At 56.0% G+C, this 14,118-nt stretch carries 15 protein-coding genes; 11 read left to right on the top strand and 4 right to left on the bottom strand.

Features of this window, described 5'->3' with window-relative positions; genetic code table 11:
• Positions 1–18 precede the first annotated feature (18 nt).
• The gene (paaN, locus tag ACOSDM_RS10560; RefSeq protein ID WP_420724476.1) at positions 19–1,692 is read right to left on the bottom strand and encodes a phenylacetic acid degradation protein PaaN; all 1,674 of its coding nucleotides are present in this window, start codon (positions 1,690–1,692) and stop codon (positions 19–21) included.
• A 170-nt stretch (positions 1,693–1,862) separates the two neighbouring features.
• Here paaN and paaG point away from each other — a divergent pair, with 170 nt between their 5' ends.
• The 10 genes from paaG (at position 1,863) to aat (ending at position 9,646) form a co-directional block, all read left to right on the top strand.
• Positions 1,863–2,663 (top strand): 2-(1,2-epoxy-1,2-dihydrophenyl)acetyl-CoA isomerase PaaG, encoded by an 801-nt coding sequence (gene paaG / locus ACOSDM_RS10565; protein WP_420724477.1) that lies wholly within the window; start codon positions 1,863–1,865, stop codon positions 2,661–2,663.
• A 6-nt stretch (positions 2,664–2,669) separates the two neighbouring features.
• Positions 2,670–3,134: a hydroxyphenylacetyl-CoA thioesterase PaaI gene (gene paaI, locus ACOSDM_RS10570; protein ID WP_420724478.1), complete on the top strand. Its 465-nt coding sequence runs from the start codon at positions 2,670–2,672 to the stop codon at positions 3,132–3,134.
• 36 nt (positions 3,135–3,170) lie between these two features.
• The gene (paaK, locus tag ACOSDM_RS10575; protein ID WP_420724479.1) at positions 3,171–4,466 is read left to right on the top strand and encodes a phenylacetate--CoA ligase PaaK; all 1,296 of its coding nucleotides are present in this window, start codon (positions 3,171–3,173) and stop codon (positions 4,464–4,466) included.
• 4 nt (positions 4,467–4,470) lie between these two features.
• Positions 4,471–5,343, top strand: coding sequence for a PaaX family transcriptional regulator C-terminal domain-containing protein (locus tag ACOSDM_RS10580; protein WP_420724480.1), 873 nt, complete (start codon positions 4,471–4,473; stop codon positions 5,341–5,343).
• 122 nt (positions 5,344–5,465) lie between these two features.
• The gene (locus ACOSDM_RS10585) at positions 5,466–5,675 is read left to right on the top strand and encodes a hypothetical protein (protein WP_420724481.1); all 210 of its coding nucleotides are present in this window, start codon (positions 5,466–5,468) and stop codon (positions 5,673–5,675) included.
• A gap of 78 nt (positions 5,676–5,753) precedes the next feature.
• Entirely contained in the window at positions 5,754–6,503 is a 750-nt protein-coding gene (locus ACOSDM_RS10590; protein ID WP_420724482.1) for a class I SAM-dependent methyltransferase, read from the top strand.
• Between the two features lie 96 nt (positions 6,504–6,599).
• Positions 6,600–7,052 (top strand): type II 3-dehydroquinate dehydratase, encoded by a 453-nt coding sequence (aroQ, locus tag ACOSDM_RS10595; RefSeq protein WP_420724483.1) that lies wholly within the window; start codon positions 6,600–6,602, stop codon positions 7,050–7,052.
• Between the two features lie 79 nt (positions 7,053–7,131).
• Positions 7,132–7,584, top strand: coding sequence for an acetyl-CoA carboxylase biotin carboxyl carrier protein (accB, locus tag ACOSDM_RS10600; protein ID WP_420724484.1), 453 nt, complete (start codon positions 7,132–7,134; stop codon positions 7,582–7,584).
• A 20-nt stretch (positions 7,585–7,604) separates the two neighbouring features.
• Positions 7,605–8,945: an acetyl-CoA carboxylase biotin carboxylase subunit gene (gene accC, locus ACOSDM_RS10605; protein ID WP_420724485.1), complete on the top strand. Its 1,341-nt coding sequence runs from the start codon at positions 7,605–7,607 to the stop codon at positions 8,943–8,945.
• Positions 8,946–9,001: 56 nt separating this feature from the next.
• Positions 9,002–9,646: a leucyl/phenylalanyl-tRNA--protein transferase gene (gene aat / locus ACOSDM_RS10610; RefSeq protein WP_420724486.1), complete on the top strand. Its 645-nt coding sequence runs from the start codon at positions 9,002–9,004 to the stop codon at positions 9,644–9,646.
• Here the strand turns inward: aat and ACOSDM_RS10615 are convergent.
• Complete coding sequence (locus ACOSDM_RS10615) at positions 9,632–10,273, bottom strand: HAD family hydrolase (RefSeq protein ID WP_420724487.1); 642 nt, start codon at positions 10,271–10,273, stop codon at positions 9,632–9,634. The two genes, aat and ACOSDM_RS10615, sit on opposite strands and share 15 nt — an antisense overlap.
• The gene (locus tag ACOSDM_RS10620; RefSeq protein WP_420724488.1) at positions 10,270–11,952 is read right to left on the bottom strand and encodes an NAD+ synthase; all 1,683 of its coding nucleotides are present in this window, start codon (positions 11,950–11,952) and stop codon (positions 10,270–10,272) included. The genes ACOSDM_RS10615 and ACOSDM_RS10620 overlap by 4 nt, the downstream gene beginning before the upstream one ends.
• A 124-nt stretch (positions 11,953–12,076) precedes the next feature.
• Here ACOSDM_RS10620 and ACOSDM_RS10625 point away from each other — a divergent pair, with 124 nt between their 5' ends.
• On the top strand, positions 12,077–12,925 hold the full coding sequence (locus ACOSDM_RS10625) for a hypothetical protein (RefSeq protein WP_420724489.1): 849 nt from the start codon (positions 12,077–12,079) through the stop codon (positions 12,923–12,925).
• Positions 12,926–12,953: 28 nt separating this feature from the next.
• On the opposite strand, the gene ACOSDM_RS10630 is transcribed toward ACOSDM_RS10625, so the two are convergent.
• Positions 12,954–14,036 carry a CobW family GTP-binding protein gene (locus ACOSDM_RS10630; protein WP_420724490.1) on the bottom strand — a complete coding sequence of 361 codons (1,083 nt, stop codon included), beginning with the start codon at positions 14,034–14,036 and terminating at the stop codon, positions 12,954–12,956.
• Positions 14,037–14,118: the final 82 nt, after the last annotated feature.

The raw sequence follows: 14,118 nt of genomic DNA on the forward strand, positions 1-14,118 counted from the left end.
GCGTCTCTCGCTGAGCCGCTACTCCTCCACATGCCGCCTCGTTTCTGCGACGCGGAAGCGTCCGGCGACGAAGGCGGTGTCGACCAGGCTGGCATTCGCCGCCGGGTTGGCACCGCTGGCGTGATAGTCGCTGAAGGCGGCGGTCTGGTTGACGAAGGTGCCGCCGGTCAGATTAACGCTCATCAGCACACCCAGTTCTTCGCCCAGGGCCTCTGCGGCTTCCAGCACGGCGGGGCGGTCGGAATAGACTGAGGATGTGATCGCCCCTTTCGCCGCAACGGTTGAGCGCCACGCCTCCAAGGCGCCATCAATGCCATCACAAGCGATGATGAAAGTGATTGGGCCGAACAGTTCGGTTTCATATTTCTGACGTTCCGCCGCATCAATCGCCAGGATCAGGGGCGTATGAACGCGGGCATCGGGGAAATCGGGATGGTCGATCTTCTGACTGTCCAGCAATACCTTGCCCAGACTGCGCGCCGTGTCGATCCTCGCGGCGGTATCCGGCGACTGGATCGCGCCCAGCACATGAACCGCGCGAGCGGGGTCGCTGTTGAATTTACCCACCGCGCCTGCAATTGCCTCTGCAACCGCCTCGAAGCTCATCTTCTCCCCCGCGACCGTTATGCCGTCCTTGGGGATAAATATATTCTGGGGCGTCGTACACATCTGCCCGGAAAACAGGGACAGGGTGAAGGCAAGGTTGCGACACAGGCCCTTCAGATTGTCGAAATCATCAATCACGACAGCGTTCACACCGGCCTTTTCCGTATAGACCTGCGCCTGCTTTGCCTTCTGTTCCAACCATTCGCCAAAGAAGTTGGAGCCCGTGAAATCAATCAGCTTTACCTCGGGTCGTGTGCAAAGGTCCTGCCCTACGGGCGCCGCACGGGTGTCCGTCTGTAACAGCACCAGATTCGGGTCAAAGCCTGCGTCTTGCAACACATCGCGCATGATCCGTACAGAAATTGCCAGCGGCAGAACCGCGGTGGGATGCGGTTTTACGATCACAGGATTTCCCGTGACCAGTGACGCCATGATGCCGGGATACCCGTTCCAGGTCGGGAAGGTCGAAACCCCCACGGTGACCGCGACACCCTTTGGCATGATGCGATAGCGCTTTTCCAGGATCAGAGACGGATTCTTACCCTGGGGCTTCTCCCAACGGACCTGCTCCGGGATGGCCGATTGCAGCGCATAGGCCTGAGTTATTGCCTCAAGGCCGCGATCCTGCGCATGGGGGCCGCCTGCCTGAAACGCCATCATGAACGCCTGACCCGTTGTATGCATCACGGCATGGGCCATTTCAAAACTGCGTTGGTTGATGCGATGCAGGATCTCCAGACACACACCGGTTCGCATATCAGGTCCGGCATCACGCCACGCCTTCATGCCTGCTTTTGCTGCTGCCAGTGCTGTATCGGTATCCAGCGCCGTGTAAGACAGGTCCATCGCAATACCATAGGGGGACGTCTCGTCAGAGGCGATCACCCCATCGCCTGGATGTCCAGGCAGATCAAAGGCTTTTCCCAGATATGCTTTAAAGGCAGCTTCCCCGTCCTCTGCGGCGGTTTCGCCATAGATCGACCCGCTGGCCCGTTCTGAATAGGGAGTCCAATAGTCGCGATCCCGCAGGGCCGCGAGGGCCTGGCTCAGGGTTTCGCGATGCGCATCGAAATAGTTGGTCGCCATGGGAAACTCCTCCAGTTAGGGTCATCTGGCGCAGCATTGTCCAGATGGCGGCAGTCTTTTTGTCGGCGCGACGTGATACCAAATTCCTTGCAGTCTGTCTAATCTTGTATCATTTTGAACGCAAAGACAGACACAACAAACTAATAGTCCTGGGAAGGAAGCAGACGACAATGACCTACGAAACCATTCTCTTTGAGGTTTCTGATAATATTGGGACGATCACGCTCAATCGTCCGGACAAGCTGAATTCCTTCAATAGCCAAATGCATGCTGAAATGGCCGATGTGCTGCAACGCGCCATCGCCGAAGACGGCATTCGCTGTCTTGTCCTGACCGGTGCGGGGCGGGGCTTCTGTGCGGGTCAGGACCTATCAGACCGGCGCATGGATCCAAATAACCCCAATGCTGAACCACCGGATTTAGGTGAAACTCTGGAACATCTCTATAATCCGTTGATCCGTGCCATTTCCGGGATGGATATCCCCGTCGTCTGCGCCGTGAATGGTGTAGCCGCTGGTGCTGGCGCGAATGTCGCTCTGGCTTGCGATATCGTTGTGGCTGCGAAATCAGCCAGTTTTATTCAGGCATTCTGCAAGCTGGGTCTGGTGCCCGATGCGGGCGGGACCTGGTCCCTGACCCATCGTGTCGGGGTCGCCCGGGCGAAAGGCCTGGCGCTGCTGGGAGAGAAACTGCCCGCAGAGACCGCCGCCGATTGGGGACTGATCTGGAAATGTGTGGAAGATGATGCGTTGTTGAGCACGGCGCGGGATATCGCACTGGGACTGGCAAAAGGACCAACTTTTGGCTATGGCCTAACGAAACGCGCCATCCTCGCGGCCGCCCATAACAGCCTGGAAACACAGCTGGACATGGAACGCGACAGCCAGCGCAAAGCCGGTCGCAGCCATGATTACCGCGAGGGTGTTATGGCATTCCTGGAAAAACGCCCACCCGTCTTTACCGGAAAGTGAGGTGTCATGACAAATGCCCTCTCCCCCCAAGAAGTCGCCGAACGCATCGCTGAAGTGATGTTTGCGAATGATACAGCCAGCCAGGCATTGGGCATGGAAATTCAAGCCGTCGCACCGGGCTATGCGAAACTCAGTATGACCGTTCGGGAAGACATGTTGAACGGCCACAAGACGTGCCATGGCGGCATGTTGTTCGCGCTAGCAGACAGTGCATTCGCATTCGGCTGCAACGCCTACAACAAGATCACTGTGGCCCAGGGATGCGAAATCACCTATCTGGCCCCGGGACGATTTGGCGATATTCTTACAGCGGAATGCCAGGAACAGGCCCTCGCCGGGCGCAGCGGCGTCTATGATGTCAAAATCACCAATCAGGCAGGCGTTTCCATCGCCTTGTTTCGCGGCAAATCCCGCCGGATTTCCGGGGATGTTATCCCGGGCCTGACACCGGAAGACCCGCCCCGTCCGTAAAGCCAAGCCTGCTGACTGGTGAAAATCGAGGATCCTATGACAGATCGCATTCAAGGTTTGCATCCTATTGAAACCGCCAGCCTGGACGAAATTCAGGCCCTTCAGTTACAGCGTCTGAAAGCCACGCTGCAACACGCCTATGATCGCATCCCCCACTACAAGAAAAGTTTCGATGCGGTGGGCATTCATCCAGATGATGTAACCAACCTTTCGGATCTGGCTAAGTTTCCCTTTTTGATGAAGGACGACCTGCGTGCCAATTATCCCTTTGGCATGTTTGCCTATCCAACCGATCAATTGGCGCGCATCCATGCCTCTTCCGGCACGACGGGAAAGCCCACCGTGGTGGGCTATACCCAGAATGATGTCTCCATGTGGGCCGATGTCATGGCCCGATCGCTCTATGCCGCTGGCGCACGCAAGGGGATGAAGGTTCATGTGGCCTATGGCTATGGCCTGTTCACCGGCGGTCTGGGTGCACATTACGGGGCCGAACGGCTGGGCTGTCTGGTGATCCCGATGTCTGGTGGACAGACCGAAAAGCAGGTTCAATTGATCGCTGACTTCCAGCCCGAAGTCATCATGGTCACGCCCTCCTATATGCTGGCCCTGGCCGATGAAATGGACCGGCAAGGCATGACCAAGGACACATGCTCCCTGCGCTATGGGATATTCGGGGCTGAGCCATGGACCAATGAGATGCGCAGTTCTATTGAAGCCCGGACCGGACTATCCGCTGTGGATATTTATGGCCTGTCAGAAGTGATAGGACCCGGCGTTTCCTGCGAATGTGTCGAAACCAAAGACGGATTGCATCTGTGGGAAGATCATTTCTATCCGGAAATCATCAATCCGGAAACGGGTGAGGTATTACCAGACGGAGAGTTCGGGGAGTTGGTCTTCACCAGCCTGACAAAAGAGGCGCTGCCCATCATTCGCTATCGTACCCGCGACCTGACGCGCCTGTTACCCGGCACTGCGCGCAGCATGCGCCGAATGGAAAAGGTTACAGGGCGCACCGACAATATGCTGATCATTCGGGGCGTAAATGTTTTCCCGACGCAGATTGAGGAACTGATCCTGAAAGATGCACGATTGGCACCCCACTATGTTCTTGAAATTACTCGCAATGGGGCGATGGACACATTGACCGTGAAGGTTGAGGGAAATCCAAAATCTGACGAAGACGCCCGAACAGGCGCAGCCAGAGACTTAACCCATAAAATCAAAACCTTCATCGGAGTCACTGCCAGTGTGAATGTTCTAACGCAAGGGGCTGTGGAACGCTCGATTGGCAAGGCGAAGCGGGTCATTGATCTGCGAAAGATGTAATCCAGTGCCGACCGATGCACTGACACAATATATCGAACAGGAAAGACCCCGCGCGAAGTCTTTAATCGTCACTGTCTATGGCGATGCGCTTTTGCCCTATGGCGGCGCATGCTGGCTTGGGGAATTGATTGATCTGGTCGCCCCATTGGGCCTGAATGAACGCATGACCCGCACCGCTGTGTTCCGACTGGTGCAGGATGGAACCCTGGAGGCGGAACGAATAGGCCGCCGCAGCCGCTATACCCTGACACGCAGGGGCCGCCGGCAATTTGATTCCGCACAGGCCCGCATTTATGCGTCCGGCCCCCCGGCGCGGGATGGGCGATGGACGTTCATCATCCTGCCGGACGCCCTGGCACCCGGACAACGCGACAGCCTGGATCAACGCCTGGGCTGGCAGGGTTTCGCACGCCTGAGCCCTGGTCTGCTGGGCGCAGCGCGCGGGGATGCTACACAAATCGCTCAGGATACTCTGGATGACCTGTCCCTGACGGATGACTGTGCCGTCTTTAGCGCAGAAGCCACAGCCGCCAATGGATTGCTGTCATTGGCCGCGCGCGCTTGGCCGCTGGAAGAGATCGCCGCAGACTATTCTGCATTCGTGAAGCATTTTCAGCCCGTCCTGCAGGATGCCGATCAATTGGTTGGAGAAAGTGCCTTCGTGGCCCGCATTCTATTGATCCATGCCTATCGGCGGACCCTGTTGCGTGATCCCGCCCTGCCCGACGATCTGCTGCCGGAAGATTGGCCGGGCACGAAAGCCCGCGCGCTGGCACGGGACTTATATCATCACCTTTCCCAGGCGACAGATCAGTATCTTAGGGCCAATCTGGAAATTGAAATGCCTGCGCAGAACAGCATCATCCGCTTTGGCTGATGATGGCGTGGCTGGTTGCGACATTCCGTCCGTGACGGGTTTGTTGCAGAAACTGGAAAAAAGACCATACTACCTGAACAAATCAACGATTCATCCACATCAATAGCATGGGATTAGTGCTAATGAGCGATCATCAAACCACCGCCTGGAAAACGCCGGATGCAGATATTGAACTGTTCGCGACGGGCCTGTATCGCGCCCGTGGGGCATCTGCAAAAGAAATGGCGATGGCCCGGGCCAGGACCTACAAGGAAGTTGGTGATCGCGAAGGCCACCGGGTCTGGCGCGCTGTCGCAGACCGTGTCGACAAAGCGCATAAACGCGCGAATTAGTCACAGTTTTCATCAGATTTTAAACACCGCTGCCGCCTAATTTTGCAGCATCACGTCTGGCTTGCTATGGTCCCGACCATGACAAAGACACAGCCGGAAATCTTCTATACCGACCCCCGTTTAGCGCAGGTTTATGATACTCTGAACCCATGGGCGGCGGATCAGCAATTCTATACGGAATTGGCGGGACATCTACCCAAACGTATCCTTGATATGGGGTGTGGAACAGGACTGCTGGCCGTCGAACTGGCGCGGCGCGGTCATACGGTGATCGGTGCCGATCCGGCCGCCGCAATGCTGGACATCGCCCGGAACCGCCCCGATGGAGACCGTGTGACATGGTATTTGGCGGATGCATCCAGCCTGACCTTGTCAGATCCCGTTGATCTGATCGTCATGTCGGGCCATGCCTTTCAAGTCTTCCTGAATGATGTGGATGTCGAGGCCGCGCTGAACAACTATTTCAAGCTTCTGGCCCCGGATGGCACACTGGCCTTCGAAACACGCAATCCGGCCTATTCAAGTTGGCGCAAATGGACGCCCGATATCAGCTATGAAGAGATCACCGTAGACGGAATCGGGACCGTTGCGGTGCATAACGACATTGTTGAAGGGTCACGCAACCGTGTTTCTTATGAAACCCATTTTGCTTTCCCGGATGGGACAAAGCATGTGGGAATAGGCCATTTGCGCTACTTAGAGGTTGATGAGGTCACTGCGCATTTGAACAAGGCCGGATTTGCCAAAATCGCCCTTTATGGCGACTGGGATGGCAACCCTGTCGCTGATGATCGCCCGGAAATTATTGCGGTTGCCCAGAAAAGCTGACCAAAGTGCGGATCATACCATCATCATTGCCGGGACAAGACTCCTGATATAGTGTCTGCATCAGAAGACGTTCCAACATCTTGCGAGTGGCAGGCAATGGTCGACATACCAATCCTGATCCTGAACGGACCAAACCTGAACATGCTGGGCAAGCGTGAACCGGCAATCTATGGGGCGACCACCCTGGCCAATCTGGAAGCCGACTGCCGGGATGCGGGAGAACGGTTTGGCCTTACGGTCGATTGCCGACAATCAAATTATGAAGGCCAGTTGATTGATTGGTGCCATGAAGCACGTGAATCTCATCGCGGGATAATCATCAATGCCGGTGGGCTGACCCATACATCTGTTGCCTTGCGGGATGCGTTAAGTGTGGCGGAATTGCCAATCATTGAAGTGCATATCTCAAACATTCATGCGCGGGAAGAATTCCGCCATCACAGTATGATCGCACCTATTGCGGTGGGTATGATTTGTGGACTGGGAACAACGGGCTATCGCCTGGCCCTGGAGGCCATGGCGGAGATCGTTGCTGACATTGAGGCGTGATCACGCCTTTTCTGAGCGCCCGAAGCCTAGTACAAGGGTGTTGGACTTACAGTAATTGATAAAGGGATGGGTTGCCCCGATGGCGAAACTCGACGTCGATATTGAACTAATCGAAAAACTGGCGGACCTGATGGCTGACAAAGGCCTGACGGAACTGGTTGTTGAAGAAGATGATACGAAACTGCGGTTGCAGCGCGGAGGTGGCGCGCCGGTTTATGCGGCGGGCCCCGCCCCAATTCCGGCTGCAGCGCCCAGTGCTGCCGTGGCGGCACCCACAGCGGAAACCGCAGGCAATCATCCAGGTGCGATAAAGGCACCGATGGTGGGCACGGCCTATCTGTCGCCCCAGCCAGGCGCAGCAAACTTCGTTTCTGTCGGGGCCAAGGTTGCCGCGGGCGATACAGTCCTGATCATCGAGGCGATGAAGGTGATGAACCAGATTCCCGCCCCAAAGGCCGGTACTGTGACACAGATCCTGGTGGCAGATGGCGAACCGGTGGAATTCGGTGAAGCCCTGTTGGTCATCGAATGACGACCTGGAGCTGACGCCACATGTTTGAAAAGGTACTCATCGCAAATCGCGGCGAAATCGCGCTTAGAATCCATCGCGCCTGTAAGGAAATGGGCATTCAGACGGTGGCGGTGCATTCTACGGCTGATACCGATGCCATGCATGTCCGACTGGCGGATGAAGCGATCTGTATCGGCCCTCCCCCTATTAAGGATAGCTATCTCAACATTCCAGCAATCCTGACCGCCGCAACGCTGACCCGGGCCGATGCAATTCATCCAGGCGTCGGTTTCCTGTCAGAAAACGCCCGTTTCGCGCAGATGGTGGAAGATCACGGCATCACCTTTATCGGCCCGACACCAGAGCATATTAGCATGATGGGCGATAAGGTTGCGGCAAAGGACGCCGCAAAGCGTCTGGGCATTCCAGTAGTTCCAGGATCGGATGGATCGGTCGATACCGAAGAGGATGCCCTGCGACTGGCTCAGGAAATTGGCTTTCCGCTGATTATCAAGGCAGCCTCTGGCGGCGGTGGACGCGGCATGAAAGTCGCCAATAAGCTGGAAGATGTGGCACAAACCTGGGCCATGTGCCGAAGTGAGGCCAAGGCCGCTTTCCTAGATGAAACGGTATACATGGAGCGGTATTTGAGCCGCCCCCGCCATATCGAAGTTCAGGTTCTGGGCGACGGCAAGGGTAACAGCATCAACCTGGGTGAGCGCGATTGCTCCATCCAGCGTCGCCACCAGAAAGTCATTGAAGAAGCCCCCTCACCGGCGCTGAATACCGCACAGCGCAAACAGATCGGCGACATCGTTAATACCGCGATTGCAAAGCTGAGCTACCGCGGCGCGGGCACAATTGAATTCCTGTATGAAGATGGTGAATTCTTTTTCATCGAGATGAACACGCGCATTCAGGTCGAACATCCGATTTCTGAAATGGTCTGTGGCATAGATTTGGTGCGTGAACAGATCAAAGTCGCTGCGGGTATGTCGCTAAGCTATACGCAAGACCAAATTAAAATCAGCGGCCATGCCATAGAATGCCGCATCACGGCGGAAAATCCCGAAACCTTTATGCCAACCCCGGGCCGAATCACCGACTACCATGCCCCCGGTGGCCTGGGCGTTCGCGTCGACAGCCAATTGTATTCCGGATATCACGTCCCCCCCTATTATGACAGCCTGGTATCCAAGCTGATTACGCATGGCGCCAACCGCAATGAATGCCTGATGCGGATGCGCCGGGCCTTGGATGAATATGTCATTGGCGGGATCAGCACGACCATTCCCTTGCATCAGAAAATTATTGCGCAGAAGCGCTTTATTGACGGAGACTATGACATCCATTGGCTGGAAAAATGGATGGGCCTGAAATAAGACGCTGGTCCAGTCCAGCGGCCTGAAAAGCGCGAAACGCGTGTCAAAGGGGCAGTATGGAACCGCTTGACCTAACGCCTGATATGCTGTTGCGCGCCTATGCCATTGGGGTGTTTCCCATGGCCGAAGACAGGGATGATCCAGACCTTTTCTGGATTGATCCCCGCATTCGGGGTGTCATCCCACTGGATGGATTTCACGTCCCCAAGCGCCTTGCAAAGACCCTGCGTTCAAATCGATATCGCGTAACCTTTGATCGAGATTTCGAAGGAGTCATGGATGGTTGTGCAGAAGCGTCGGACCGTCGCCCGCGCACCTGGATCAATGACAAGATTTTAACCCTGTACACCGCGCTGCATCGCATGGATCATGCCCATTCCGTTGAGGTCTGGGATGGCGATCGATTGATTGGTGGATTGTACGGTGTCACCCTGGGCAGCGCCTATTTTGGCGAAAGCATGTTTTCCCGCGAACGCGATGCCAGCAAAATTGCCCTATGCCATCTGGTCGCCCGCCTGACCTTTGCCGGGTTCCGCCTGTTGGACACACAGTTTGTGACAAAGCATCTGGAACGGTTTGGGGCGAAAGAAGTCCCCCGAAGCGATTATCGCACCCTACTATCCGAAGCCTTAAATTACGACGCCGGGTTCTTCGCGCATTACGAAGAGGGTGAAATTTCTAGGTATCTACTGCAGGCCTAAATGATCGGCCACGCCTGCCATGTCCTGGGCCAGATCTGATGCCCCGGCGGCGCGCAATTCATCGGGATCCGTATCGCGGCAAAACCCGATCACCCGCATCCCGGCTGCGACTGCGGCCCGAACGCCGGTTGTTGAATCTTCGATCACAGTGACCTTTTCGACCGGCCACCCCATTGTTGCTGCCGCATGCAGGAACAAATCTGGAAAGGGCTTTGGTCTTTCGACCATATCAGCGGAAAAAATGCGCCCCTCAAACCGATCCCAAAGGCCGCTGCGGCCCATACTGATGCGCATTTTTGCGACCGAGGCCTGGCTGGCGACACAGTATTGAAGTCCCCGCGCGATCAGTTGGTCCACAACATCTGAAACACCGGGGATGGCCTCAGCCTCCTCTTCCAGGGCCGCAAATTGCCGGGCAAAAAACTGATCCAACCAGTCATCGGGTAGTTTCAGATTGAATTCAGCCTCAATCAAAGGCGGCAGGGACCGGATGCGCCCCCCTTTATACCGACGGATCGAGTCTTCTGTCGTCATCGGATACCCAGCACTGGTGATCTGTTCCGCCAGGATCCGGTTGGACAGGCGCTCCGTATCAACCAGAACGCCATCGCAATCAAAGATGATCACAGAATTTTCCGGAACGAATTGGTGATGGGATAACGGCGCTCTCGCCCAAAAGACCGCGCCGTGATCTTAACCCCCGGTGGCGCCTGGCGACGCTTATATTCTGCCAGGTCCAGCATGCGCCAGACCCGTTGCACCAATTCCGGTGCATGCCCCCGTTGGGCTATTTCCGGCACTGACATTTCCTTCTCTATCAGGCAATGCAGGATATCGTCCAACTGATCATAGGGGGGCAGCGTGTCCGCATCCTGTTGATCGGGTTTCAGTTCCGCCGAGGGGGGTTTGGTAATGATCCGCTGGGGCATGACTGGGCCCCTTGGGCCTTTTAGAAGCGTATCATTCCCGCTGGACAGCCCCTTGTTACGCCATTCGCACAGGGCGAATACATCGGTTTTATAGATATCCTTCAGCACCGAAAAGCCACCGCACATATCCCCATACAGCGTTGCGTATCCTGTCGACATTTCTGACTTGTTGCCGGTTGTCAGCACCATTGCGCCCAGCTTGTTGGATATCGCCATCAGGGTCACACCCCGGGATCGGGATTGGATATTCTCCTCTGTCACGCCACTTTCCGTGTTTCCGAAAAGCGGGGTCAGCATCTGCTGAAAGGCATCCATCGCAGGCCCGATATTGACCTGATCCAGACGGGTTCCCAGCAGGGCACAGGCCGCCGCCGCATCATCCAGACTGTCCTGACTGGTATAGGGGGATGGCATCATCACACAATGAACCGCATCGGGACCCAGCGCATCAACGGCAACCGCGGCAGACAAGGCACTGTCGATTCCACCGGACATGCCCAGGACAACGCCAGGAAAACCATTCTTCTGAACATAATCGCGCAGCCCCAGAACCATGGCGCGATAGATCGATTCCAACCGTTCCGGCGGGGCGGTTTGATCCCCTGGCAAACATTTCCAGCCAGTATCCGACCGTTCGAAGGTCGCAATCGACATGCAACTTTCGTAAGCTGGCATCTGAATTGCCAGGCTGAAATCTGCATTCACGACAAAGGACGCCCCGTCATAGACCAGTTCGTCCTGTCCCCCGACCTGATTCAGATAGGCCAGCGGCAAGCCACTTTCCGTGACCCGTTCCATCACCAATTGCAGACGTACATCTTCCTTGGCGTCATCATAGGGGCTGCCATTGGGGACCAGCAGTATTTCTGCACCGGATTCCTCCAGACATTCAATAACATCGGGTGTCCAGATATCCTCACAGATCGGCACGCCAATGCGCACGCCTCTGATATTCATCGGCCCCGGCAAAGGGCCGGACTGAAACACACGCTTTTCGTCGAAAACGCCATAATTTGGCAGGTCATATTTATAGCGTTCTGTCACGATGCGACCGCCAGATAACAATAGGACCGCGTTATACGCCAGTTTACCAGGCGCTTCCCCCCGCCAGGGAGTCGTCAACAGGACATCCGGGCCACCGTCTGCCGTTTCAGCAGCCAAGGCAGCGGTGGCTTCTTCCAGCTTGTCCAGAAAGAATGGCTTCAATACCAGGTCTTCCGGCTGATAACCCGACAGGAATAATTCCGGCAGCAATAATAGATCCGCACCGGCCTGCGCCGCCTGGGCCCGGGCGTCGCGCACCATTTGCGCATTGCCCGCAATATCCCCGACCGTCGGGTTCAATTGCGCCAGGGCGACAACAAAACGATCCGTCATTGAATTCTTTCCTTATATTGAGGGGCTGTTTCACCCACATTCATGGTGACTATCTTGCTCGCACCGCTTGAAATCAACCCCCAGCAAGGCGATACCTATACCGTGACGCAACAAAGGATCTGACATGGCCAAGGACGACCAGACAAAAGGGACCGCCCCACACAGCGCATCCCACAGTGCGGGGGCTGAGAAACTGGGAGAATTTGCCCAGACCATCAGTCAGTTGCTGGCCGATCGCTTGGCTGCACAGGCGACCAAGGGGGACGGTAAACTGGCGTCCCGTGACATCAATGCCGTCCTGAATTCCTACACATACGACAATGACAGTATCTTACGCGGGCTGTGCGATTCGACCTGGATCGGTCTGCAGCATCACTTTGAAGACGCGTTCTATGCCCAAATGCGAAAGTTCCCGCTGGAACGGTTGATTGTTGCGCGCTTCGTGCATTTGCTACCCGAACGCGGCGAAGCGCCTGTGCCAGGCCGAACACTATCGCGACGCATGATCCCCGCCTTTATTCAGGCCCTGCATCAAATGGTCGGCCCTGAACTGTTTGAAGAATATGAAGAACGCGCCCGTACCATGGTTGAAACCCTGCGCGCGCAAGAAGGCCAATCGCTGGATTGGGACAGCCTGCACGAACGCCCGATGGCCAAGATATTGGTCAATGACATCCTGATCTATATCACGCGCTATTTTATGGATATCAGCAAACGCCGAACCTGGATGGTCAGTTATTTTGATCGGGTAATGCCGCCGGGCAAGAGTAACGAGGAGCGGGCCTGGAGTTTCGGCGATCTGGAATTCCACAAGCTGATGGCCGCCCTGTATAGGGAACTGGCCGAAACCCTGTTCGACAAAAAGGGGCGACAACATCTGGAAGAGCGCTATGACGCCGCCAGCCTGTCGCAACTGGAACAGGTTCTGGCCGGGCTGGCGCAGGATCAGAAGCGCGTCCTGCACGGAAACTGAACCTGGCGCATTGAACAAGGCTTTCGGGTTATTGCGCCATGAAAGCGTGAAACATCTTCTCAACCGGATCTTTATTCAAATCCCGTGCGATGATCACCAGACGCGATGATGGCGTCTCTCCCTCTGCCCAGCCCGCCAGCAGGGCCGGTGGATGAAAAACATGCTGAACGCCATGGACCGCAACGGGCCCATCGACCTCCGCCACATATAAAATCCCCTTCATGCGCAACAGGTTTGCGCCATGGGTGGCAATCAGCGCCTCAATCCAGTCAACGAAAGCATCCCAGGCAATGGGGGCATCATATCGGATGACGAAGGATCGGATACGGTCGTCATGACGGTTCCTGTCATGGTCATGATGATGGCCATGAGTATGATCGTGGGGATGGCCGTGCTGCGATGCCTGGTCATAGGCTTCTTCCGCCAGCCATTGGGCAACATCGGGTGTCTTGGTACCCGGATCATAAAGGCCCGTGCCAAACAGCGCATCGGGCGCAATATCCCCCTGGATCACCGACAAGACGGGGGCCGCCGGATTGATAACCCGCAGCCTTTCCATCAGATCGGATTCCTGTTCCATCAAATCCGTCTTGGTCAACAGGATACGATCGGCGACGGCGGCCTGTTTCACGGCTTCCGGCTGCGCATCCAGGGTCGCGGACCCATTCACGGCGTCCACCGTGGTAATGACCCCATCCAGCCGATATCGGGTGGAAATAACCGGATCAGTCATCAGGGTATGCAGGATGGGTGCTGGATCAGCCAGACCCGTGGTTTCAATCACGACCCGATTAAAGGCAGGAATTTCGTTGTTCCAGCGCCGCTTGATCAGGCTCCTCAATGTTTCGATCAAGTCCCCCCGAATGGTGCAGCACAAACAGCCGGACTCCATCACAACCATATCTTCGCTGGCAGTTTCAACCAGCAGGTTGTCGATCCCGACCTCCCCGAATTCATTAATGATCACAGCCGTCTGGCCCATGTCCGGATGCTTCAACAGGGCGTTTAGAACCGTGGTCTTACCCGACCCCAGAAACCCCGTCAGTACACTGACCGGCAGGCGTTCTGGCCCGGCAGAAGAATCTGGTGAATTGGCCGTATCGTTCTGCATCACACTCTCCAAGGAAGCGGGCTGGATTTACGCTGGAGTTACCGTGTAGGGTCTCCGCATCACAATTTCAATCGAAAGCCCA

Source organism: Hwanghaeella sp. LZ110 (assembly GCF_048892525.1).
Classification (GTDB): Bacteria; Pseudomonadota; Alphaproteobacteria; order UBA8366; family Aestuariispiraceae; genus Pacificispira.